Below are 23,124 nucleotides of genomic sequence, written 5' to 3' on the forward strand. Positions count from 1 at the left end.
CCTCCCAACCGCTGAAACAGCCGAAAGGAACACCCATCATCACCCGGCAGACTCCGCCCCCGCTGGCGGAACTCTCCATGCTCGCCTCACTCGGCAACCTGCCCGAGCTGGCCCACCAACTCTCCGGCCTGGGCGGCTGCACACACCCCGTCCGCCTCGACGGCCACCGCACCGAATACGAAGTCGACACGGCAACCGGCGAGATCGGTCGAGTCCTGCGCCACCTGGACTCCGCCACGCTCCCCGCCGGTCAACTCCTGGTGCGCTGCAACAACCGCCGTGCAACGCGCTGTGCGGCCTGCGCCGAGACCTACCGCCGCGACACGTACCACCTGATCACCGCCGGACTGCGTGGAGGCAAGGGCACATCCGAACGGGTCGCAACGCACCCGCGCGTCTTCGCCACGTTCACCGCTCCGGGCTTCGGACCGGTCCACAACCGCCCGTCCGGAGGTCGGGACTGCCGCTGCGGCATCCGCCACGACGAGCAGGACCCCGCACTGGGCACCCCGCTCGACCCTGACACCTACGACTACGAAGCATCTGTGTTGTGGAACGCGCACGCCGGTGCACTGTGGCGGCGCTTCTCCATCTACCTCCGCCGGGAGGTAGCCAAGCGCGCCGGCCTCACGCAGCGCGCGTTCCGCGATCACGCCCGGGTCTCCTTCGCGAAGGTGGCCGAGTACCAAAAGCGCGGTGCCGTCCACTTCCACGCGGTCATCCGCCTCGACGGCCCGGAAGGCGGAGACACCGCGCCCCCGGCATGGGCGTCGGCCGAGCTGCTGACGGATGCCATCCGGGCCGCTGCCACCGCCGCCCGCGTCGCCGGACCGGAGATCGACGGCCGGGCCCACAGCTTCGTCTTCGGCCGGCAGCTCGATGTCCGTCCGATCCGTTCCGCCGACTTCGACGGCGGCCAGGAGCTGACCGAGCGAGCCGTAGCGGCGTACATCGCCAAGTACGCGACCAAAGGCGCCGAGACGGCGACTGGCACCCTCGACCGCCCGATCCGCTTCCTCGCCGAGCTGGCGCAAGCCCGGATCACGGACCACGCCCGGCGCATGATCCGCACCGCATGGGCTCTCGGCGCTCGCCTCGAGCTGGCAGAGCTCCGGCTTCGGGCCTGGGCCCACATGCTCGGCTTCCGCGGCCACTTCTCCACCAAGTCCCGCCGCTACTCCACCACCCTCGGCGCCCTCCGCGACGCCCGCGCTGAATGGCGCCGGGCCCAAGCCACACCAGCTGTTCCGCAGGACGGCGAAACCACGCTTGTCCTCGCCCACTGGCTGTTCGCCGGAACGGGCCTGTCTCTAGGCGAAACGTGGCTCGCCGCATCCCTCGAACCCGCCCCCGGAACGGAAGGAGAACCGACATGGACGCCCGCCGCGACGAGCTGATGACCGTTCGCCAAGTTTTGGACGAACTGGGTGGCGTTTCTCGACGGACCTTCTACCGCTGGCGTGAGTTGGGGGAGGGCCCGGCCGCTTTCAAGCTCCCCAATGGTGAGCTTCGGGTCTGGCGTAGTGATTTCGCCTCGTGGCTCAGGCAGTTGGAGGAGGCTGCGTGAAGTCTCTCGACGTCAAGGTCTGGGGCGTACGTAAGCGGGACACCAAGACCCCCTCGTACGGCGTCCGCTGGTCCGTCGCGGGCAACGTCTTCTCGGACTCGTTCCGTACCAAGGCGCTCGCGGATCACTACCGAGCGAAGCTCCTGAGTGCCATGCGCAGCGGCGAAGAGTTCGACACGGAGAGCGGTCTCCCGGCTTCGATGGAGCAGAAGAAGTCCCCGCTGAGCTGGTACGACTTCGCGCTCAAGTACCTCGCCATGAAGTGGCCCCATGCTGCACCCAATACGCGAGACGGCATCAACGAATCCCTGACCAGCGTGACCATGGAACTGCTCGAAGAGAGGGCGGGACGGCCGTCCGACGAGGAGATCCGTAGGGCATTGCGTAGCTGGGCCTTCGTGCTGCCGGGGCCGAACGACCGGGAAGTGCCGGCCAACGTTCAGAACGTTCTGCACTGGGTAGCAAAGGCGTCCAGACCGCTCGCGGATCTCGCCGAACCGGCGACGGCGCGTGTGGTGCTCGACGGGCTGAAGCTCAAGCTCGATGGCACCCCTGCAGCCGCTGAGACTGTGCGACGGAAGCGGCGGACTCTCGTGAACGCCGCGAACTATGCGGTCGACCTGGGGGAGCTGCGGGAGAACCCGATCACGGCGGTTCGCTGGCAGAAGCCCAAGGTCTCGAACCAGGTCGATCCGCGCGTTGTCGCCAACCCGGAGCAGGCCCGCAATCTCCTGGCGGCAGTGTCCTACGTGGGCGGCTACCGGCGTGCTCGCGGCCGGCGTCTCGTCGGGCTGTTCGCGGCGATGTACTTTGGCGGGCTCCGTCCTGCTGAGGCGGTCGGCCTAGTGGAGACTGATCTGCTCCTCCCTGAGCAGGGCTGGGGATCGGCGCTGCTCCACCGCACCCGTCCTTCGGTCGGCAAGCAGTGGACGGACTCGGGGGAGACCCACGACGACCGCGGGCTCAAGAATCGACCGGCTGAAGACGTTCGACGTGTGCCCATCCCGCCCCAGCTCGTCACCGTGCTGCGCGAGCACCTGGCCACGTTTGGCACGGCGGATGACGGGCGGCTCTTCTTCAGCGAGAAGGGCTCGGTCGTCCCATCCTCGACCTACTACCGCGCGTGGCAGGAGGCTCGGCTCCTGGCGCTTCCGCCGGCCGTCGCGGCCTCGCCGCTCGCGAGTAGGCCGTACGACCTTCGTCACTCGGCACTGTCTACGTGGCTCAATGCGGGGGTGGACCCCACCGAGGTTGCCGAGCGCGCCGGCAACAGCGTGGAGGTCCTGCTGACCCGCTACGCGAAGTGCCTCGATGGACGGCAGGACGTTGCCAACCGGCGTATCGAGGACCTGCTCCGCGAGTACGAGTGAGACAACCTGCACCGACACTGAGGCCTCAGGCATGCCGCCTGGGGCCTCCCTCGTTTCGGCCCTACCCGCACCGATGCTTCCTTTCGTAACGGTCAAGCTGAGACGTGCGGCCTGCCCTGCGCTCTTGTGGCCGCGTCTCGCTTGCTGCTGGCATATCGGCAACGTCAATGCCGGAGCACAGGAGGCCTTGTGGAGCTGCACGTCACGCGCTGGAAGCGGTACGGGCATGATCGTCTGTACGCCAACCTGCCTGACGGCACCGCGGTTGGTTGGGCGGATGTCCCAACGGGGGGCATCACGGTCTTGCGGGCTGAGTATCGCGACGACGTGATCGCCCTGCTGACAAAGCACTTACAGAACCTCACCGAGCCTGCCCCACCGGACAGGGCGTCCGAGGTGCCAGCACGCCCGATGTTGCCACCTCTGACGCCGGCCGACGACTTGGCCGTCAACCTCCCCGGGGAGTCCATACGTGATCTGCTCGATGTATCCGGCCCGGGGGTAATGGGGCGAGTCATCTCACGGCTTCTGCGGCGCCCCACTGAGTGGGACTCCTGGCGAAAGGGTTTGGCGGGGGAGCGGCGAGTGGGAGCCGAGCTGAACGGATTAGGACGCCAAGGCTGGCATGTCCTGCACTCCATCCCCCTGGCCAACAAAGTGGATATCGATCACTTACTGATCGGGCCTGGTGGAGTGTTCAGCATCAATACGAAGCACCACCACAAGCGGGCCGTATGGGTCGGGGACGATTCCGTGAAAGTCGATCACGGGAAACCGGCGCCCTACGCACGCAAGAGCCGGGCAGAGGCCAAGCGAGTCGCCCGAGTACTTGAGCGCTATTGCGACTTCCCGGTACCGGTGGAGCCGGTGCTCGTCTTCGTCGGGGTCACCGAGTTGAAGGTGGTCTCTACGCAGCTCAGTGTCCGGGTGTATCAGGAGCGCCAGGTATCGGCACTCGCTCCGCTCTCAGGCGTTCTCACGGCCGACCAGGTGGAGCAGGTGTACAGCGTTGCTCGCCATCGTCAGGCGTGGGCCCAGGCCTGAGCTGGTGGCCGCAGTGAGGTGCCGGCAGCCCTCCTGCTCGGCCGTCGGTAGCCCCTGCGGCGTGACGATTCCGTGCCGGGCGGGGGTGCCTGGCGTCGGTGCGGGCTCCGTCTTCTTCCTGCACCTCACCTGCGACGATGCTTCAAGATCCCGTCCACGCCTCGTCCACAGACCTCGACATAGAGCCGCTTCGAGCCGCATACGCCTGCACATACGCGAAGACCCCGGCCTCAGCGTTTCCGCTGGTGACGGGGTCTTTGGGCACCTCATAAGGGGTGCCCCCGGCAGGATTCGAACCTGCGCACACGGCTCCGGAGGCCGTTGCTCTATCCCCTGAGCTACGGGGGCGTGTCCGCTGCGGTGGTGGCCGCGGCGACGGGTAGAACACTACCAGCTCTGATGGGGTGTTCATGAACGGGTTTCCGGTGGCCGGGAGGGGGCGCGTCGCTCGGGCGGGGTGGAAGTGGGGAAAACGCGGACGCGGTGGCCGGTCTCGACCTACTCTCGAGGGGTGCCAGGGGCGTCGGGGCGGGTGCTTGTTGTGGACGACAACAAGGTCATCCGGCAGCTGATCAGGGTCAATCTCGAGCTGGAGGGGCTCGAGGTCGTGACCGCGGCCGATGGTGCCGAGTGTCTGGAAGTCGTTCATCAGGTGCGGCCCGACGTGATCACGCTCGATGTCGTCATGCCGCGTCTGGACGGGCTGGGGACCGCCGCGCGGCTGCGGGCCGATCCGCGGACGCGTGATCTTCCGCTGGCCATCGTCAGCGCGTGTACGCAGTTCGAGGTCGAGGCCGGTCTCGAGGTCGGGGTCGACGCGTTCCTCGCCAAGCCCTTCGATCCCGGGCAGCTCGTGCAGCTCGTCCGGCGGCTGATCGACGGGGGGAGGGGCGACGCCGTGGCGGTGGGCGGGGAGCCCGAGCCCGGTGACCTGCATCAGGGGCGGCAGGAGTGTCAGGAGCGTTAGGGGCGGCGCGCGGCGCTGTCCACATCGCGGGAAACCGTCCCGAACCGGCTCGCGTACCCACCCCCCTCCTCCCCTACCCTTGTCCCGTGACCCCCGTCGAGCTCTCGCGCACCGTGTTGCACGCGGTGCGTCGTGCCGTGGACGGAGGGGAGCTGAGCGTCACCGTGCCGGAGCGGGCCGTGGTCACGCCCCCGGGGCCGGGCGGGTGCGGGGACTACGCCACCAACATCGCGCTGCAGCTCGCCCGGCCGGCGGGGCAGCCGGCGTTGCGGGTCGCCGAGATACTGCGGCCGCATCTCGTCGACGCCGAGGGTGTCGAGGACGTGGTCGTCACCGGGCCGGGGTTTCTCAACATCACTCTCCGGGCCGGCGCCGACCCCGCCGCCCGCCTCGTGCGGGAAGTGCGCGAGCTCGGGTCGGCCTACGGGCACAGTGAGCTGCTCGCCGGGCAGGTCGTCACCCTGCGCGTGCCCTACGACGTGCGGGCCGAGGTCGTCGCCGACGCGCTGGTGCGGATCGTCGCTACGCAGGGCGGGCGGGTCGAGGTGGAGCACGGGGAGCCGGTCAATCTGCGGCCCGTGCCCGCGCCGGAGGACCCCGCCCCGCTCGGTCCCGACGCCGCCCAGTGGGCCCTGCTGCATCCCGCGCCGCACGACCGGCCCCGGATCACCGCCGACCACCTGGTCCAGCGTGAGGCGAACCCGCTCTTCCGCGTCCGGTACGCCCACGCCCGCACCCGCGCCCTGACCCGCAACGCCGCCCGCCTGGGCTTCACCGCCGAACCCGGCGATCCCGGCGATCCCGGTGACCCCGGCGATCCCGGTGACCCCGGCGCTCCCGGCGACCCGGCGCGTACCGAGGCCGGCGTGCTCGTCGCCGCCCTCGCCGACCACCCCCGTATCCTCGCCGCGGCCGCCACCCACCGTGCCCCGGACCGGCTCGCCCGGCATCTCGTCACCGTCGCCGATGCCGCGCTGCCCTTCCTGCTGACCGTGCTCCCGCGCGGCGAGGAGAAACCCTCGGCCGCCCACCGTGCCCGGCTCGCCCTCGCCGAAGCCGCCGGGACGGTGCTGGCCGGCGGCCTGTCCCTGCTCGGCATCGACGCACCCGACCACCTCTGAAAGAGCACGCCCAAGATGAGCCGTTCCGCACACCCCGCCGGGCCCCGTCACGCCGACGTCCTCCCCGAGGGCCACTACTCCGCGCCGCCCACCGATCTCAACGCCCTCGACCCGAAGGTGTGGGCCCAGACCGTCACCCGGGACGCCGACGGGGTCGTCACCGTCGGCGGCACAGACGTCAAGGCACTCGCCGAGGAGTTCGGTACGCCCGCCTACGTCCTCGACGAGACCGACTTCCGCGCCCGTGCGCGTGCCTGGCGTACCGCCTTCGGGCAGGACGCCGACGTCTTCTACGCCGGGAAGGCGTTCCTGTCCCGGGCCGTCGTGCGGTGGCTGCACGAGGAAGGGCTCAACCTGGACGTGTGCTCCGGCGGGGAGCTGGCCACCGCCCTGTCGGCCGGCATGCCCGCCGACCGTATCGCCTTCCACGGCAACAACAAGTCCGAGGCGGAGATCCGGCGCGCCGTCGAGGCGGGAGTGGGGCGCATCGTCCTCGACTCCTTCCAGGAGATCGTCCGCGTCGCGCACATCGCCCAGTCCCTCGGCAGGCGGCAGCGGGTGCAGATCCGGATCACCGTGGGCGTGGAGGCGCACACCCACGAGTTCATCGCCACCGCCCACGAGGACCAGAAGTTCGGCATCCCGCTCGCGGGCGGGCAGGCCGCCGAGGCCGTGCGGCGGGCCCTCCAGCTCGACGGGCTGGAGCTGATCGGGATCCACTCGCACATCGGGTCGCAGATCTTCGACATGTCCGGGTTCGAGGTCGCCGCGCACCGGGTCGTCGGGCTGCTCAAGGACATCCGGGACGAGCACGGGGTCGAGCTGCCCGAGATCGACCTCGGCGGCGGGCTCGGGATCGCGTACACCAGTGACGACGACCCGCGTGAGCCGCACGAGATCGCCAAGGCGCTGACCGAGATCGTGACCCGGGAGTGCGAGGTGGCCCGGCTGCGCACCCCGCGCATCTCCGTCGAGCCGGGGCGGGCCATCGTGGGGCCGACCGCCTTCACGCTGTACGAGGTCGGCACCATCAAGCCCCTCGACGGACTGCGGACGTACGTCTCCGTCGACGGCGGCATGTCCGACAACATCCGTACCGCGCTGTACGACGCCGAGTACAGCGTCGCGCTCGTCTCCCGCACCTCCGACGCCGCGCCGATGCTCACGCGCGTGGTCGGCAAGCACTGCGAGAGCGGGGACATCGTGGTCCGGGACGCGTTCCTGCCCGCCGACCTGGCACCGGGTGACCTGATCGCGGTGCCGGCGACCGGGGCGTACTGCCGGTCCATGGCCAGCAACTACAACCACGTGCTCCGCCCGCCCGTCGTCGCCGTGCGCGACGGCGAGGCCCGGGTGATCGTCCGGCGCGAGACGGAGGAGGACCTGCTGCGGCTCGACGTCGGGTGAGCCGCAGCGGGCGCGGGGAGCACGCCGCGAGCCGGGGTGGAAGATCTCCTGTCTGCCACCCCGGTACAAATGAAATCGATGTCTCACGATCCGGACATGGCACAGAAAGTCCCGTCCCCTGAGTGAGACTGGTCCAACCGTAGACGGTATGAGGAAACGAGGTCGGATGATGCGTACGCGTCCGCTGAAGGTGGCGCTGCTGGGCTGTGGTGTTGTCGGCTCAGAGGTGGCGCGCATCATGACGACGCACGCCGACGACCTCGCCGCCCGCATCGGCGCGCCCGTGGAGCTCGCGGGCGTGGCCGTACGCCGTCCCGACAAGGTGCGCGAGGGCATCGACCCGGCCCTCGTCACCACCGACGCCACCGCCCTCGTCAAACGCGGCGACCTCGACGTCGTCGTCGAGGTCATCGGCGGTATCGAGCCCGCCCGTACGCTCATCACCACCGCCTTCGAGCACGGCGCCTCCGTCGTCTCCGCCAACAAGGCCCTCCTCGCCCAGGACGGCGCCGCCCTGCACGCGGCGGCCGACGCGAACGGCAGGGACCTCTACTACGAGGCCGCCGTCGCCGGCGCCATCCCGCTGATCCGGCCGCTGCGCGAGTCCCTCGCCGGCGACAAGGTCAACCGGGTGCTCGGGATCGTCAACGGGACGACGAACTTCATCCTCGACAAGATGGACTCGACCGGCGCCGGCTACCAGGAGGCCCTCGACGAGGCCACCGCCCTCGGGTACGCGGAGGCCGACCCCACCGCCGACGTGGAGGGCTTCGACGCCGCCGCCAAGGCCGCCATCCTCGCCGGGATCGCCTTCCACACCCGGGTCCGCCTCGACGACGTCTACCGCGAGGGCATGACCGAGGTGACGGCGGCCGACTTCGCCTCCGCCAAGGAGATGGGCTGCACCATCAAGCTGCTCGCCATCTGCGAGCGGGCCGCGGACGGCGGGTCCGTGACCGCCCGGGTGCACCCGGCGATGATCCCGCTGAGCCACCCGCTCGCCTCCGTGCGCGGCGCCTACAACGCCGTGTTCGTCGAGTCCGACGCCTCGGGACAGCTGATGTTCTACGGTCCCGGCGCCGGCGGCGCGCCCACCGCGTCCGCCGTACTCGGAGACCTCGTCGCCGTCTGCCGCAACCGGCTCAACGGGGCGACCGGCCCCGGCGAGTCCGCGTACGCCGCGCTGCCCGTCTCGCCCATGGGCGACGTCGTCACGCGCTACCACATCAGCCTCGACGTCGCCGACAAACCGGGCGTTCTCGCCCAGGTGGCCACGGTGTTCGCCGAGCACGGAGTGTCGATCGATACCGTTCGGCAGCAAGGACGACAGGACGGTGGCGGCGAGGCCTCCCTCGTCGTCGTCACCCACCGCGCCTCCGACGCCTCCCTGAGCGGGACCGTCGAGGCGCTGCGCAAGCTCGACACCGTGCGGGGTGTCGCCAGCATCATGCGGGTTGAAGGAGAGTAACCAGCAATGACCCACCAGTGGCGCGGAATCATCGAGGAGTACCGGGACCGGCTGCCGGTATCCGACACCACGCCGGTCGTGACGCTCCGCGAGGGCGGCACGCCCCTCGTGCCCGCGCAGGTGCTCTCCGAGCGCACGGGCTGCGAGGTCCACCTGAAGGTGGAGGGCGCGAACCCCACCGGGTCCTTCAAGGACCGCGGCATGACCATGGCCATCAGCAGGGCCAAGGAGGAGGGGGCGAAGGCCGTGATCTGCGCCTCCACCGGAAACACCTCCGCCTCCGCCGCCGCGTACGCCGTGCGCGCCGGCATGGTCTCCGCGGTGCTCGTGCCGCAGGGCAAGATCGCGCTCGGCAAGATGGGCCAGGCCCTCGTGCACGGCGCGAAGATCCTCCAGGTCGACGGCAACTTCGACGACTGCCTCACGCTCGCCCGCTCCCTGAGCGAGAACTACCCCGTGGCGCTGGTCAATTCGGTCAACCCGGTGCGCATCGAGGGGCAGAAGACGGCCGCCTTCGAGATCGTCGACATGCTCGGCGACGCCCCGGACATCCACGTCCTCCCGGTCGGCAACGCGGGCAACATCACCGCGTACTGGAAGGGGTACAAGGAGTACGCCGCGGACGGCATCGCCGCCAGGACACCCCGCATGTGGGGCTTCCAGGCCGCCGGCAGCGCCCCGATCGTGCGCGGCGAGGTCGTCAAGGACCCATCGACCATCGCCACCGCGATCCGCATCGGCAACCCCGCCTCCTGGAAGTACGCCCTCGCCGCGCGCGACGAGTCCGGCGGCGCCATCGACGAGGTGACGGACCGTGAAATCCTGCGCGCCTACCGGCTGTTGGCCGCGCAGGAGGGCGTCTTCGTGGAGCCCGCGTCCGCCGCGTCCGTGGCCGGTCTGCTGAAGGCCGCCGAGCAGGGCAAGGTCGACCCGGGACAGCGGATCGTGTGCACGGTCACCGGCAACGGCCTGAAGGACCCCGACTGGGCCGTCGCGGGCGCCCCGCAGCCGGTCACCGTCCCGGTCGACGCCGCGACGGCGGCCGAGCGCCTCGGCCTCGCCTGAGGGCCTGGCCGGGATCCGGCCGGGATCCGGTCGGGATCCGGTCGGGCGTCGGCCCCGGCGGCGGCCGGGAGCCGGTCGAGAGTCGGTCGGGGTCCGGTCGGGAATCGGCCGGGAACCGGCCGGGGAGTCGGCGGGAGGTCCGGTCAGGGATCCGTCGGGGATTCGATCAGGGCCCGGTCGGGATGCGATCAGGAACCCGATCCGGGACCCGATCGGGGATCCTGTCCTGGATCCGGCTGAGGAATTGGCCGAGATGCGCTCCGGAGCCGCTGGAGAATCCGTCGGGAAACCCGCCGGGAGGCCCGTCGGGAAACCCGCTGGGAGACCTGCCGGGAGGCCCGTCGGGAGACCTGCCGGGGCACGCGCCGGAGAAGGCGCCGGAGGATCCGGCCCGCACCGGGCGACCCGGCGGCTCACCACGGCGTCCGACCCTGGGGACTCCCTAGGAAGGGGGCACGAGGGGCCCACGACACGCATCGTGCGCCTCCTGTGCGCCCTATGTCGCCACAGAACCTTCCTTCGATAGGCTGTACCGAACCCACCCACGCATATGCCCCGCATATGGCAGGGTGCCGCGCCGTCTGCGCGGCCGGAGGGCCCCCACGTACGTATCGATGTCATTCGACCATCACGCAGCTCAAGGAGAGTCATCGAGCGATGGCCGGTCCAGCGTTCCGCGCCGCCGCCGTCCGGGTGCGCGTCCCCGCCACCAGCGCCAACCTCGGCCCGGGCTTCGACGCCCTCGGCCTCGCACTGGGGCTGTACGACGACGTGGTCGTCCGGGTGGCCGACTCCGGGCTGCACATCGACATCGCGGGGGAGGGCAGCGAGACACTCCCGCGTGACGAGAGTCACCTCCTCGTGCGCTCCCTGCGCACCGCCTTCGACCTGCTCGGCGGGCAGCCGCGCGGCCTGGAGATCGTCTGCGCGAACCGCATTCCGCACGGCCGTGGCCTGGGCTCCTCCTCCGCCGCCATCTGCGCGGGCATCGTCGCCGCCCGGGCGGTGACCATAGGCGGCGAGGCCAGGCTCGACGACGCCGCGCTGCTCGAGCTGGCCACCGAGATCGAGGGGCACCCCGACAACGTGGCGGCCTGTCTGCTCGGCGGGTTCACGCTCTCCTGGATGGAGGCCGGCGCCGCCCGGGCGATCAGGATGGAGCCCGACGATTCAGTCGTTCCGGTGGTTTTCGTGCCCGGAAAGCCGGTACTGACCGAGACCGCGCGCGGCCTGCTGCCGCGCACCGTGCCCCACGTCGACGCCGCCGTCAACGCGGGCCGCGCCGCCCTGCTCGTCGAGGCACTGACCAGGCGCCCCGAGCTGCTGCTGCCGGCCACCGAGGACCGCCTGCACCAGGAGTACCGCGCACCGGCGATGCCGGAGAGCGCCGCGCTGGTGGAGCGGCTGCGGGCGGACGGGATCCCCGCGGTGATCTCCGGCGCCGGACCCACCGTCATGGCACTGACCGACGCGGGTACCGCCGACAAGGTGGAACGGCTGGCGGGCCCGGGCTGGGCCGCCAACCGGCTGAAACTGGATGTCCAGGGAGCGAGCGTGCTGCCGCTCGCGACCGCCAGCGACATGTAAATGCCGGCGGTTGCCGGATTTCGAGAGGGGGAATGTTTGTTGGATCCGGTAGTGTTAACCTCAAGTCTGCACCCGACCCCACCATGGCGAGGTGCTTCGTGTCCCCGTCCGGGACAGACATTCTTCCGGGAGCCTCCCAAGCCACTCCGTGTCCCGTACGCCGTACCTGGGCAGCACGTCGTACGTGGACACTGAGCAGGCAGCCGGGCACGCTCCGGAATCGGTGCTACCACGCCACGTGACACTGGGTGTCACGGCTCGGGGGAGCGCCATCACCAGAAATTTCCTCCGCCGCTTTGGCGGACCACCGCCCCGGCTTGGTTCACAGAGACAGAACCGACGCCGGACAGCACAACCGGTCGCCGAGCCAGACAGGCCGACGTCCGCTCCAGGGAAGGACCCTTCGTGAGCGACACCACCGATCTGATGGGCGCACGTGTCGAGGAGACCGCTGCCGCGCCCGCCACGGACGCCTCCGCGCCTGCCACCGGTGCCGGCTCCCGGCGGCGCCGTGGTACCGGCCTCGACGGCATGGTGCTGGCCGAGCTGCAGCAGGTCGCCTCCGGCCTCGGCATCAGGGGCACGGCGCGTATGCGCAAGAGCCAGCTGATCGAGGTCATCAAGGAGGCGCAGGCGGGAGGGGGCGCTGCCCCGGCCGCCCAGGCCGACGCCCCCGCCGAGGCCAAGCCGAAGCGCCGGGCCACCTCCAAGGCCCGTACGGGTGAGGCGCCCGCCGAGAAGAAGGCCGAGAAGGCCGCCGAGGCGCCCGCCGACAAGGCCGTGGCCCAGCAGCAGATCGAGATTCCCGGCCAGCCGGCCGGCGGCACCGGGGACGACGCCCCGGCCGAGCGCCGCCGTCGCCGCGCCACCGCCGAGGCAGGCGCCCCGGCGGGCACCGGCACCGAGACGATCGCCGCCGAGGCGAAGAACGAGCCCAAGGCCGAGACGCCCGCCCAGGCCCAGCCGCAGCAGGGCCAGCAGGGCCAGCAGCAGGGCGACGCCGGTGACGGCGACGGCCGTGGCCGCCGCGACCGCCGCGAGCGCGGCCGGGACCGCGGTGACCGTGGTGACCGTGGTGACCGCCGGGGCGGCAAGGGCGACGAGCAGCAGCAGGGCCAGGGCGGCGGCCGTCAGGACCGTCAGCAGCAGGGCCAGCAGCAGGGCGGCGGCCGTCAGGACCGCAACGTCGGTCCGCAGGACGACGACGACTTCGAGGGCGGCCGGCGTGGCCGCCGCGGGCGCTACCGCGACCGCCGTGGCCGTCGCGGCCGTGACGAGATCGCCGAGCCGCAGGTCGCCGAGGACGACGTCCTGATCCCCGTCGCGGGCATCCTCGACATCCTCGACAACTACGCCTTCATCCGTACGTCGGGCTACCTGCCGGGTCCGAACGACGTGTACGTCTCCCTCGCCCAGGTCCGCAAGAACGGCCTGCGCAAGGGCGACCACGTCACCGGCGCGGTCCGTCAGCCCAAGGAAGGCGAGCGCCGCGAGAAGTTCAACGCGCTGGTCCGCCTGGACTCCGTCAACGGCATGGCGCCCGAACACGGCCGTGGCCGCCCGGAGTTCAACAAGCTGACCCCGCTGTACCCGCAGGACCGCCTCCGCCTGGAGACGGACCCGGGCGTGCTGACCACCCGGATCATCGACCTCGTGTCGCCGATCGGCAAGGGCCAGCGCGGTCTGATCGTGGCCCCGCCGAAGACCGGCAAGACCATGATCATGCAGGCGATCGCCAACGCGATCACGCACAACAACCCCGAGTGCCACCTGATGGTCGTCCTCGTCGACGAGCGTCCGGAAGAGGTCACCGACATGCAGCGGTCGGTCAAGGGCGAGGTCATCTCCTCGACCTTCGACCGTCCGGCCGAGGACCACACCACGGTCGCCGAGCTCGCCATCGAGCGCGCCAAGCGCCTGGTGGAGCTGGGCCACGACGTGGTCGTGCTGCTCGACTCGATCACGCGTCTGGGCCGTGCGTACAACCTGGCCGCCCCGGCCTCCGGCCGCATCCTGTCCGGTGGTGTCGACTCGACCGCGCTGTACCCGCCGAAGCGGTTCTTCGGTGCGGCCCGGAACATCGAGGACGGCGGTTCGCTGACCATCCTCGCCACCGCCCTGGTGGACACCGGGTCCCGCATGGACGAGGTGATCTTCGAGGAGTTCAAGGGCACCGGCAACATGGAGCTCAAGCTCGACCGGAAGCTCGCCGACAAGCGCATCTTCCCGGCGGTGGACGTGGACGCGTCCGGTACCCGCAAGGAAGAGATCCTGCTCGGCAACGAGGAGCTCGCGGTCGTCTGGAAGCTGCGCCGGGTGCTGCACGCGCTCGACCAGCAGCAGGCCATCGAGCTGCTGCTCGACAAGATGAAGCAGACGAAGTCGAACGTCGAGTTCCTGATGCAGATCCAGAAGACGACGCCGACCCCCGGCAACGGAGACTGAGGCAGCCCGGACCGGGCCTCGACAGGCGTTCCCCAGGCCGCTCCCCGTCACACCAGTGACGGGGAGCGGCCTTTTGGCGCTGAGCAGGACGGGACGACGCACCATGCGTCCCTTCCACCTCTTGCCTCCCTGGGGACCCCTTGAGCACAACCCTGCCCGGCAACGGCCGGCACAGACGCCGGATACGCATCGCCCTCCCCCTCGCCGCCGCCGGTGTGACCGCGGCCGTCGCCGCCGCGCTGATGACCTCGTCCGCCGGCGCGGCCCCCGCACCGCCGACGCCGACGGTCAAGCCGGCCCTCACCTCCCCGTCGCCCGGTGAGCTGGAGAAGCGGGTCGCGGGCGCCCTCGCCGGTGACGACACCGCGGGGCAGACGACCGCCAAGTCGTCCCTGAGCGCGAGCACCAGCACCAGCAGCAGTACCAGCAGCACCAGTACCAGCACGAGCACCAGCACGAGCACCGGCACGAACACCGCCACCGTCGACCCGAAGATCATCGGCGGCACCGACACCACCATCACGTCGGCCCCGTGGATGGCCCAGCTCTGGTACTACGACGACAAGGGCACCACCGACACCAGCGACGACCTCGGCTTCTTCTGCGGCGGCTCGGTCGTCGCGCCGACGAAGATCCTCACCGCCGCGCACTGCGTCAAGGGCTACGACTGGCACGCCCACGGCGCCGTCATCACGAGCACCTCGCAGCTGCCCACCACCGACGACCAGGGCACCACCGACCTGCACGGCGGCACCCTCACCGGCGTCTGGCGGCAGTGGAACCACCCGTCCTACAGCGCGGCCACCATCGACAACGACATCGCCGTCCTCACCCTCCCGGTCGCCGTCAAGGCCACACCGATCCGCATGACGACCTCCGGCAACACCACCTCGTACGCCGCGGGCACCAGCGCCACGCTGTACGGCTGGGGCCGCACCAGCTCCACCAGCCAGGACATCTCCGGCACGCTGAAGACGGCCACGCTGCCCATCCAGTCGGACACCACCTGCGCCGGCTACTACGGCACGGACTTCGTCAAGGGCCACATGGTCTGCGCGGGCAAGCCCGCCACCGGCGGCGACACCGGCACCACCGCCTCCTGCAACGGCGACTCCGGCGGCCCGCTGACCGTCGGCGGCCGGATCGTGGGCGTGGTCTCCTGGGGTGTGAAGGACTGTGTGCTGAAGGGCTCCTACAGCGTCTTCACCAAGGTCAGCACCTACGTCGGCGCCGCCTACCCGCGCGTCGACGACACCAACCTCAGCGGCGACCACAAGGCCGACCTGTGGCTGCGCGAGTCCGCCACCAAGACCGGCTACGAGAAGGACTCCACCGGCAGCGCGTTCGCCGCCCGGCAGTCCTGGGGCAGCTGGAGCGGGGTCAACGCCGTCCTCCAGACCGACCTCGACCGTGACGGCTACCAGGACCTGGTCTACCGCTCCAGCGCCACCGGCGCCGTCTACTGGACGCACTACCTGACCTCGAGCGCCTCCTGGGCGACCCGGCAGATCTTCGACAACTGGAAGACCCGCACCCGCATCGTCGCCCCCGGTGACCTCACCGGCGACTACCTGCCCGACCTGCTCTCCGTCGACTCCGGCGGCACCCTGTGGCTCTACCCGGGCAAGGGCGACGGCAGCTTCGCCGCCCGCGTCGAGGTCGGCACGGGCTGGAACCAGTACAACTGGGTACGCGGCCACGGTGACCTCAGCGGTGACGGCAAGGCCGACCTGCTCGTCCGCAAGAGCAGCACGGGCGACGTGTACCTGTACAAGGGCACCGGCACGGCGGGCACCGGGGCGTTCTCCACCCGCGTCAAGGTGCGCACGTGGAGCAGCACGACGTACAACGCCTTCGACGCGGTCGGCGACGTCAACGGCGACGGCAGGGCCGACTTCCTGGCCCGCACGCCCGGCGGCACGCTGTACCTGTACAAGGGCACCGGCAAGGCGACCAGCGAGATCTTCGCCACACGTGTCTCGGTCGGTACCGGTTTCGACAAGTACGACCTCTTCGGCTGAACCCGCAGGTGAGCGGGGTGCGTCCCGCGCGTCCGGCTACGCACCGTGCCCGCCGTCGTACACGGTGGGCACGGTGCGTCGTGCAACCCTTTCCCGGGTTTCCCCGTCTGACCAGGCGGAGCGACGATGGTGCGGTAAAGGGTCGAAAGACCAGGCCTGTCCCTGACAACAGGGGGTAACCGACCGGACGAGAATCCGAGGAGCACATGTCTGCCGAGAGCACGCCGGAGCCCGCGATACCCGAGCCCGGCACGAAGGGCCACCGGGCCGAGGGGCGCCGCCGCGAGGACCGCGGCAAGCGCCGCAGAGGGCTGATGATCACCGCGTGGACCGCCGCGGGCGTCGTGGTGCTGGGCGGCACCGGGGCCGGCTACGTCTACTTCAAGCTCAACGGCAACATCACGAGCCTCGACATCGACCAGGCGCTCGGCGCGGACCGGCCGGCCAAGGCCGACAACGGCTCCGAGAACATCCTGGTCCTCGGCTCGGACACCCGCTCCGGCTCCAACAAGAAGCTCGGCGGCGGCACCGACGACGGCAGCGCCCGCTCCGACACGGCGATGATCGTCCACGTCTACGAGGGCCACAAGAAGGCCGCCGTGGTCTCCATGCCCCGCGACACCCTCATCGACCGCCCCGAGTGCACCGACACCAAGGGCACCACCCACCCCGCGGCCAAGGGGGTCATGTTCAACGAGGCGTACTCCACCGGCGGTGCCGCCTGCACCGTGAAGACCGTCGAGACCCTCACCGGCCTGCGCATGGACCACTACCTCGAGGTCGACTTCGCCGGCTTCGAGAAGCTCATCGACGAGCTCGGTGGCGTCCGGGTGAGCACCGCCGAGAACATCAAGGACCCGCAGAGCCACCTGGACCTCAAGGCCGGCACGCACCAGCTCACCGGCCGGCAGGCCCTCGGCCTGGTCCGCACCCGGCACGGCGTCGGCGACGGCTCCGACCTCGGCCGCATCCAGCTCCAGCAGGCCTTCGTCAAGGCACTGGTCGACCAGGTCAAGCAGATCGGCGTCCTCACCAGCCCGAAGAAGCTGCTCGACCTCGCCGACACCGCCACCGAGGCCGTCACCACCGACTCCGAGCTGGGCTCGGTCAACTCCCTGGCGGACTTCGCGGACGGCCTGAAGGGCATCAGCTCCTCGCACCTGCACATGGTCACGATGCCGGTCCGGTACGACCCCGCGAACCCCAACCGCGTCCTCGTCCAGAAGGCGAAGGCCGACCTGGTGTGGGCGGCCCTCAAGAACGACGAGCCCATCCCGGCGAGCGCCACGAAGGGCACGGCGACGGGCGAGGCCAAGGGCGTGGTGACCTCTTCGTAGGCGCCCGGCGCGGGCGCCCTCTCAGGAGGCCGTGCGCACCTCCCACCCCCATGGAATAGAAAACGCGAACCCCCGGTTTTGGGGGATGGCCCCAGTCCTGGCAGACTGGTACGTCGGCCCCGGTTCACGCCTCCGCACCCCGCGGCGGCGACCCGGCGCCCTCCCGAAACCTAGGAGACACCTTGAAGCGCGACATCCACCCCGCGTACGTCGAGACGCAGGTCAGCTGCACCTGCGGCGCGTCGTTCACCACCCGCAGCACCATCGAGTCCGGCACCATCCGGGCCGAGGTCTGCTCCGAGTGCCACCCGTTCTACACGGGCAAGCAGAAGATCCTCGACACCGGTGGCCGCGTGGCCCGCTTCGAGGCCCGCTTCGGCAAGGCTGCCGCCGGCTCCAAGAAGTAGCGAGCACCGAACCGCCGGTCCACGGCCGCGTTCCCTCCCCGGAGGGCGCCGCGCCGGGACCGGCGTTTTTGGTCGCCGCCACCCCTTCACCCGCAGTATCAGGAGCCCAAGATGTTCGAGGCCGTCGAGGAACTCGTCGCCGAGCACGCCGACCTGGAGAAGACGCTCGCCGACCCGTCGGTCCACGCCGACCAGGCCAACGCGCGCAAGCTGAACAAGCGCTACGCCGAGCTCACCCCGATCGTCGCCACGTACCGCTCCTGGAAGCAGACCGGCGACGACATGGACACCGCGCGCGAACTGGCCGCCGACGACCCCGACTTCGCGGCGGAGGTCAAGGAGCTGGAGAAGCAGCGCGAGGAACTGACCGAGAAGCTGCGCCTGCTGCTCGTCCCGCGCGACCCGAGTGACGACAAGGACGTCATTCTGGAGATCAAGGCCGGCGCCGGCGGCGACGAGTCCGCCCTGTTCGCCGGTGACCTGCTGCGCATGTACCTGCGCTACGCCGAGCGGATCGGCTGGAAGACCGAGATCATCGACGCCACCGAGTCCGAACTGGGCGGCTACAAGGACGTCCAGGTCGCCGTGAAGACCAAGGGCCAGACCGAGCCCGGCCAGGGCGTGTGGGCCCGGCTGAAGTACGAGGGCGGCGTGCACCGGGTGCAGCGGGTGCCCGCGACCGAGTCCCAGGGCCGCATCCACACCTCCGCCGCCGGTGTCCTCGTCACCCCCGAGGCCGAGGAGGTGGACGTGGAGATCAACCCGAACGACCTCCGCATCGACGTCTACCGCTCCTCCGGACCGGGTGGCCAGTCGGTCAACACCACCGACTCCGCCGTGCGCATCACGCACATCCCGACCGGGGTCGTCGCCTCCTGCCAGAACGAGAAGAGCCAGCTCCAGAACAAGGAGCAGGCGCTGCGTATCCTGCGCTCCAGGCTGCTGGCCATCGCGCAGGAGGAGGCGGAACGGGAGGCCGCGGACGCCCGCCGCAGCCAGGTCCGCACCGTCGACCGGTCCGAGAAGATCCGCACCTACAACTTCCCGGAGAACCGCATCTCCGACCACCGCGTCGGCTTCAAGGCGTACAACCTGGACCAGGTCCTGGACGGCGACCTCGACGCGGTGATCCAGGCCTGCGTCGACGCGGACTCGGCGGCCAAGCTCGCGGCCGCGTGAAGCCCGCCTGAGGCCGTCACGCAAGCCGCGCACGTGATGAAGCACTGAGCACCGGAGGACGAGCGTGCAGCAAGAATTTGGGGGGCGCCCCCCAAGCCCCCGCAGCGTGCTGCTCGCGGAGGTGGCGCAGGCCACCCAGCGGCTGGCCGACGCCGGCGTGCCCTCGCCGCGCAACGACGCCGAGGAACTCGCCGCGTTCGTGCACGGCGTCAAGCGGAGCCAGCTGCACTCCGTGAAGGACTCCGACTTCGACGCCCGCTACTGGGAGGTCATCGCCCGGCGCGAGCAGCGCGAGCCGCTCCAGCACATCACCGGGCGGGCCTACTTCCGGTACCTGGAACTCCAGGTCGGGCCGGGCGTGTTCGTGCCCCGGCCCGAGACCGAGTCCGTGGTCGGCTGGGCCATAGACGCGGTGCGCGCCATGGACGTGGTCGAGCCGTGCATCGTCGACCTGTGCACCGGCTCCGGCGCCATCGCGCTCGCGCTCGCCCAGGAGGTGCCGCGCTCCCGGGTGCACGCCGTGGAACTGTCCGAGGACGCGCTCCAGTGGACCCGCAAGAACATGGCGGGGTCCAGGGTCGACCTGCGCCAGGGCAACGCCCTGGACGCCTTCCACGACCTCGACGGCCAGGTCGACCTGGTCATCTCCAACCCGCCGTACATCCCGCTCACCGAGTGGGAGTACGTCGCCCCCGAGGCCCGCGACTACGACCCCGAACTCGCCCTGTTCTCCGGGGAGGACGGCCTCGACCTGATCCGCGGCCTGGAACGCACCGCGCACCGGCTGCTGCGGCCCGGCGGAGTCGTCGTCATCGAGCACGCCGACACACAGGGCGGCCAGGTGCCGTGGATCTTCACCGAGGAACGGGGCTGGGCCGACGCGGCCGACCACCCCGACCTCAACAACCGTCCCCGGTTCGCGACCGCGCGCAGGGCGCTGCCGTGACCGCCACCACCGACCACCACCAGCAGCAGCACGTGTACGAGGAGGCCCGCTAGACATGGCACGGCGATACGACACCAACGACGCGACCGACCGCACGACGGGTCTGCGCGAGGCCGCGTCCGCCGTCCGCCGGGGCGAACTCGTGGTGCTGCCCACCGACACCGTGTACGGCATCGGCGCGGACGCGTTCTCCTCGCAGGCGGTCGCCGACCTGCTCGACGCCAAGGGCCGGGGCCGCAACATGCCCACCCCGGTGCTCATCGGCTCCCCGAACACGCTCCACGGGCTCGTCACCGACTTCTCCGAGCTGGCCTGGGAACTGGTCGACGCGTTCTGGCCGGGGGCCCTCACGCTGGTCGCCAAGCACCAGCCGTCCCTCCAGTGGGACCTGGGGGACACCCGTGGCACCGTCGCGGTGCGCATGCCGCTGCACCCGGTCGCGATCGAGCTGCTCACCGACGTCGGCCCGATGGCCGTCTCCTCGGCCAACCTCACCGGACACCCGGCGCCCGAGAACTGCGACGCCGCGCAGGAGATGCTCGGCGACTCCGTCTCCGTCTACCTCGACGGCGGGCCCACGCCGGGCAACGTGCCGTCGTCCATCGTCGACGTCACCGGCGAGGTGCCACTGCTGCTGCGTGAGGGCGCGATCTCACCGGACGAGCTGCGAAAGGTCGTACCCGACCTCGAGGTGGCGAATTGACGGCCCCTGACGCGGGGCGTGGCATAGGCGGCGGGAAGTACAACGCGGAGGAGACGACGACGTTCGGATTTCCGCGCGACACCTTCCGCATCCTCCACGTCAGCACCGGCAACGTGTGCCGCTCGCCGATCACCGAGCGGCTGACCCGCCATTTCGTGACGGAGCGGCTCGGCGTACTGGGCGGCGGGCTGATCGTGGAGAGCGCGGGCACCTGGGGCCACGAGGGCGCGCCCATGGAGGCCAACGCGGAGGCGGTCCTGGCCGACTTCGGCGCGGACGCCTCCGGCTTCGTCGGGCGGGAACTGCTGGACGAGCACGTGATCATGGCGGACCTGGTGCTGACCGCTACGCGGGACCACCGGGCGCAGGTCATCTCCATGGGGCACTCGGCCGGGCTGCGCACCTTCACCCTGAAGGAGTTCACCCGGCTGGTGCGGGCCATCGACCCGGCGACACTGCCGCCGCTGGAGGACGGGGTGGTCGCGCGTGCGCGGGCACTGGTCCGGGCGGCGGCCGCGCTGCGGGGGTGGCTGCTGGCGCCCACGGCGGAGGCGGACGAGGTGTACGACCCGTACGGGGCGCCGCTGCCGTTCTTCCGGTCGATCGGTGACGAGATACACGAGGCGCTGGATCCGGTGGTGACGGCGCTGACGGGGGTGGCGGCGCGGGCGTAGCCCCTGCCGGGGGTGGTCGGCCGCATGGATTCGCCCCCGCCGCCCCTGCCCTTCCCGTCCCCAGGGGCTCCGCCCCTTCGACCCCACCGGGGGCTCCGCCCCCTGCACCCCCGCCGGGTTCCGTCACCGGGACGCTCGCGGGGCTGCGCCCCTGCACCCCTGTGGGGCTGTGCCCCTGTCCCCCTGTGGGGCTGTGCGCCTGCGGGGCTGTGGGGCTGCGCGCTTGTCCCCCTGTGGGGCTGCGCGCCTGCGGGGCTGTGCCCCTGCGCCCCTGTGGGGCTGGCGCGCCTGTCCCCCTGCGGGGCTGTCTCCCTGTGGGGCTGCGCCCCTGCGCCCTGTGGGGTTCCGTCGCCGGGACGCTCGGGGGGCTGCGCGCCCTGCGGCCTCAGGGGCTTCGCCCCTGTAGGTTCGCGCGCCCTGCCGGGGCGATGAGCTTTCTCTCTGGGCCACCTGGTGCACCGGTCGGGGGGAGGATGTCGCGCGGGGTGGTCGTGTGCGGCCTACATTGGAGGGACGTCACCGTCGATCGCCCGGAGTGCGTCATGTCGGTCACCCATGCCCTCGAGGCCGATGTCCTGCGGCGGCAGGATCCGGAGCTGGCCGGGGTACTGCTGGGTGAGCTGGAGCGGCAGTCGGCGGGGCTCCAGCTGATCGCGGCGGAGAACTTCACCTCGCCGGCGGTGCTGGCCGCGCTCGGATCGCCGTTGGTGAACAAGTACGCGGAAGGGTATCCGGGCGCCCGGTACCACGGCGGCTGCGAGATCGTCGACGTCGCGGAGCGCCTCGCGGTGGAGCGGGCCAAGCGGCTGTTCGGGGCGGCCCACGCGAACGTACAGGCGCACTCGGGGTCGTCCGCCGTCCTGGCCGCCTACGCCGCCCTGCTGCGGCCGGGCGACACCGTCCTCGCCCTGGGCCTGCCGCACGGCGGTCACCTCACCCACGGCTCGCCCGCCAACTTCTCCGGCCGCTGGTTCGACTTCGTGGGGTACGGGGTGGACGCGGAGACCGGGCTCATCGATCACGACCAGGTGCGGGCGCTGGCCCGCGCGCACCGGCCCAAGGCGATCGTGTGCGGGTCGATCTCCTACCCGCGCCACATCGACTACGCCTTCTTCCGCGAGGTCGCCGACGAGGTCGGGGCCTATCTGATCGCCGACGCCGCGCACCCCATCGGGCTGGTCGCGGGCCGGGCGGCGCCCAGCCCGGTGCCGTACGCCGACATCGTGTGCGCCACCACCCACAAGGTGCTGCGCGGTCCCCGCGGCGGGATGCTCCTGTGCGGCGGCGAGCTGGCCGAGCGCGTCGACCGGGCCGTGTTCCCCTTCACCCAGGGCGGCGCGCAGATGAACTCCGTCGCGGCGAAGGCCGTGGCGTTCGGCGAGGCGGCGGCACCGGCGTTCACCGTGTACGCCCATCAGGTGGTCGCCAACGCGCGGGCGCTGGCCGACGGGCTCGCCGCCGAGGGACTGGCGGTCACCACCGGCGGGACCGACACCCACCTGGTCACCGCCGACCCGGCCCCGCTCGGTGTCGACGCACGCACCGCCCGCGGCCGGCTCGCCGCCGCCGGAATGGTCCTGGACTGCTGCGCGCTGCCGCACGGCGACGCCCGCGGTCTGCGTCTCGGTACGGCCGCGGTGACCACGCAGGGCATGGGGGGGAGGGAGATGGCACGGATCGCGGCGCTGCTCGCGGGCGTGCTGCGCGGCACGGCGGAGCCCGCCGCGGCGCGGCGCGAGGTGCGGGAGCTGGCGGGCGGATTCCCGCCGTATCCGGGCCGTATTCCGGCCGAGCACGGGTAGCCGCGGCGCGCGCA

At 71.0% G+C, this 23,124-nt stretch carries 19 protein-coding genes and 1 tRNA gene; 19 read left to right on the forward strand and 1 reads right to left on the reverse strand.

Annotated features, from left to right (window positions below; genetic code table 11):
• The first annotated feature begins 77 nt into the window (after nucleotides 1-77).
• The 4 genes from ABZX30_RS11685 (at nucleotide 78) to ABZX30_RS11700 (ending at nucleotide 3,981) form a co-directional block, all read left to right on the forward strand.
• Nucleotides 78-1,397: a replication initiator gene (locus ABZX30_RS11685; RefSeq protein ID WP_355931898.1), complete on the forward strand. Its 1,320-nt coding sequence runs from the start codon at nucleotides 78-80 to the stop codon at nucleotides 1,395-1,397.
• A complete protein-coding gene (locus ABZX30_RS11690; protein ID WP_355931901.1) occupies nucleotides 1,373-1,567 on the forward strand; it encodes a helix-turn-helix domain-containing protein in 195 nt (64 codons plus the stop codon). The genes ABZX30_RS11685 and ABZX30_RS11690 overlap by 25 nt, the downstream gene beginning before the upstream one ends.
• Nucleotides 1,564-2,937 carry a site-specific integrase gene (locus ABZX30_RS11695; protein WP_355931903.1) on the forward strand — a complete coding sequence of 458 codons (1,374 nt, stop codon included), beginning with the start codon at nucleotides 1,564-1,566 and terminating at the stop codon, nucleotides 2,935-2,937. Before ABZX30_RS11690 ends, ABZX30_RS11695 begins: the two co-directional genes overlap by 4 nt.
• Before the next feature lie 189 nt (nucleotides 2,938-3,126).
• Nucleotides 3,127-3,981, forward strand: a complete 855-nt coding sequence (locus ABZX30_RS11700) for a nuclease-related domain-containing protein (protein ID WP_355931906.1) — start codon at nucleotides 3,127-3,129, stop codon at nucleotides 3,979-3,981.
• Between the two features lie 276 nt (nucleotides 3,982-4,257).
• Here ABZX30_RS11700 and ABZX30_RS11705 read toward each other — a convergent pair.
• Nucleotides 4,258-4,329, reverse strand: a tRNA-Arg gene (locus ABZX30_RS11705).
• A gap of 109 nt (nucleotides 4,330-4,438) precedes the next feature.
• Between ABZX30_RS11705 and ABZX30_RS11710 the strand changes: the two genes are divergently transcribed.
• The 15 genes from ABZX30_RS11710 to glyA all read left to right on the forward strand — a co-directional run bounded on the left by ABZX30_RS11710 (nucleotide 4,439) and on the right by glyA (nucleotide 23,110).
• The gene (locus ABZX30_RS11710; protein ID WP_355931908.1) at nucleotides 4,439-4,948 is read left to right on the forward strand and encodes a response regulator; all 510 of its coding nucleotides are present in this window, start codon (nucleotides 4,439-4,441) and stop codon (nucleotides 4,946-4,948) included.
• 86 nt (nucleotides 4,949-5,034) lie between these two features.
• On the forward strand, nucleotides 5,035-6,069 hold the full coding sequence (gene nrtL, locus ABZX30_RS11715) for an ArgS-related anticodon-binding protein NrtL (RefSeq protein WP_355931910.1): 1,035 nt from the start codon (nucleotides 5,035-5,037) through the stop codon (nucleotides 6,067-6,069).
• 15 nt (nucleotides 6,070-6,084) lie between these two features.
• Complete coding sequence (lysA, locus tag ABZX30_RS11720; protein ID WP_355931913.1) at nucleotides 6,085-7,476, forward strand: diaminopimelate decarboxylase; 1,392 nt, start codon at nucleotides 6,085-6,087, stop codon at nucleotides 7,474-7,476.
• 169 nt (nucleotides 7,477-7,645) lie between these two features.
• Nucleotides 7,646-8,944, forward strand: coding sequence for a homoserine dehydrogenase (locus tag ABZX30_RS11725; RefSeq protein ID WP_355932079.1), 1,299 nt, complete (start codon nucleotides 7,646-7,648; stop codon nucleotides 8,942-8,944).
• 6 nt (nucleotides 8,945-8,950) lie between these two features.
• Nucleotides 8,951-10,009: a threonine synthase gene (gene thrC / locus ABZX30_RS11730; protein ID WP_355931915.1), complete on the forward strand. Its 1,059-nt coding sequence runs from the start codon at nucleotides 8,951-8,953 to the stop codon at nucleotides 10,007-10,009.
• 657 nt (nucleotides 10,010-10,666) lie between these two features.
• Entirely contained in the window at nucleotides 10,667-11,596 is a 930-nt protein-coding gene (gene thrB / locus ABZX30_RS11735) for a homoserine kinase (protein ID WP_355931918.1), read from the forward strand.
• A 405-nt stretch (nucleotides 11,597-12,001) separates the two neighbouring features.
• Nucleotides 12,002-14,041 carry a transcription termination factor Rho gene (gene rho / locus ABZX30_RS11740; RefSeq protein WP_355931921.1) on the forward strand — a complete coding sequence of 680 codons (2,040 nt, stop codon included), beginning with the start codon at nucleotides 12,002-12,004 and terminating at the stop codon, nucleotides 14,039-14,041.
• Nucleotides 14,042-14,283: 242 nt separating this feature from the next.
• On the forward strand, nucleotides 14,284-16,062 hold the full coding sequence (locus ABZX30_RS11745) for a trypsin-like serine protease (protein WP_355932082.1): 1,779 nt from the start codon (nucleotides 14,284-14,286) through the stop codon (nucleotides 16,060-16,062).
• 206 nt (nucleotides 16,063-16,268) lie between these two features.
• Nucleotides 16,269-17,399, forward strand: coding sequence for an LCP family protein (locus tag ABZX30_RS11750; protein WP_355931923.1), 1,131 nt, complete (start codon nucleotides 16,269-16,271; stop codon nucleotides 17,397-17,399).
• 182 nt (nucleotides 17,400-17,581) lie between these two features.
• The gene (rpmE, locus tag ABZX30_RS11755) at nucleotides 17,582-17,806 is read left to right on the forward strand and encodes a 50S ribosomal protein L31 (RefSeq protein WP_014675000.1); all 225 of its coding nucleotides are present in this window, start codon (nucleotides 17,582-17,584) and stop codon (nucleotides 17,804-17,806) included.
• A gap of 111 nt (nucleotides 17,807-17,917) precedes the next feature.
• On the forward strand, nucleotides 17,918-18,985 hold the full coding sequence (prfA, locus tag ABZX30_RS11760) for a peptide chain release factor 1 (protein ID WP_355931926.1): 1,068 nt from the start codon (nucleotides 17,918-17,920) through the stop codon (nucleotides 18,983-18,985).
• A 106-nt stretch (nucleotides 18,986-19,091) separates the two neighbouring features.
• Nucleotides 19,092-19,931: a peptide chain release factor N(5)-glutamine methyltransferase gene (prmC, locus tag ABZX30_RS11765; protein WP_355931928.1), complete on the forward strand. Its 840-nt coding sequence runs from the start codon at nucleotides 19,092-19,094 to the stop codon at nucleotides 19,929-19,931.
• A gap of 55 nt (nucleotides 19,932-19,986) precedes the next feature.
• A complete protein-coding gene (locus ABZX30_RS11770) occupies nucleotides 19,987-20,634 on the forward strand; it encodes an L-threonylcarbamoyladenylate synthase (protein ID WP_355931931.1) in 648 nt (215 codons plus the stop codon).
• Nucleotides 20,631-21,308 carry a protein-tyrosine-phosphatase gene (locus ABZX30_RS11775; RefSeq protein ID WP_355931933.1) on the forward strand — a complete coding sequence of 226 codons (678 nt, stop codon included), beginning with the start codon at nucleotides 20,631-20,633 and terminating at the stop codon, nucleotides 21,306-21,308. The genes ABZX30_RS11770 and ABZX30_RS11775 overlap by 4 nt, the downstream gene beginning before the upstream one ends.
• Before the next feature lie 542 nt (nucleotides 21,309-21,850).
• Nucleotides 21,851-23,110 (forward strand): serine hydroxymethyltransferase, encoded by a 1,260-nt coding sequence (gene glyA / locus ABZX30_RS11780; protein WP_355931936.1) that lies wholly within the window; start codon nucleotides 21,851-21,853, stop codon nucleotides 23,108-23,110.
• Nucleotides 23,111-23,124: the final 14 nt, after the last annotated feature.

Origin of the sequence: Streptomyces sp. NPDC004542, assembly GCF_040610035.1 — a bacterium.
GTDB lineage: Bacteria > Actinomycetota > Actinomycetes > Streptomycetales > Streptomycetaceae > Streptomyces.

Bases quoted from the DNA above. Each gene is read 5' to 3' on its own strand.
- ABZX30_RS11745 (WP_355932082.1), top strand. From the start codon at position 14,284: ATGACCTCGTCCGCCGGCGCGGCCCCCGCACCGCCGACGCCGACGGTC.
- ABZX30_RS11685 (WP_355931898.1), top strand. From the start codon at position 78: ATGCTCGCCTCACTCGGCAACCTGCCCGAGCTGGCCCACCAACTCTCC.
- prfA (WP_355931926.1), top strand. From the start codon at position 17,918: ATGTTCGAGGCCGTCGAGGAACTCGTCGCCGAGCACGCCGACCTGGAG.
- lysA (WP_355931913.1), top strand. From the start codon at position 6,085: ATGAGCCGTTCCGCACACCCCGCCGGGCCCCGTCACGCCGACGTCCTC.
- ABZX30_RS11750 (WP_355931923.1), top strand. From the start codon at position 16,269: ATGTCTGCCGAGAGCACGCCGGAGCCCGCGATACCCGAGCCCGGCACG.
- glyA (WP_355931936.1), top strand. From the start codon at position 21,851: ATGTCGGTCACCCATGCCCTCGAGGCCGATGTCCTGCGGCGGCAGGAT.
- thrB (WP_355931918.1), top strand. From the start codon at position 10,667: ATGGCCGGTCCAGCGTTCCGCGCCGCCGCCGTCCGGGTGCGCGTCCCC.
- ABZX30_RS11725 (WP_355932079.1), top strand. From the start codon at position 7,646: ATGCGTACGCGTCCGCTGAAGGTGGCGCTGCTGGGCTGTGGTGTTGTC.
- ABZX30_RS11770 (WP_355931931.1), top strand. From the start codon at position 19,987: ATGGCACGGCGATACGACACCAACGACGCGACCGACCGCACGACGGGT.
- thrC (WP_355931915.1), top strand. From the start codon at position 8,951: ATGACCCACCAGTGGCGCGGAATCATCGAGGAGTACCGGGACCGGCTG.
- ABZX30_RS11690 (WP_355931901.1), top strand. From the start codon at position 1,373: ATGGACGCCCGCCGCGACGAGCTGATGACCGTTCGCCAAGTTTTGGAC.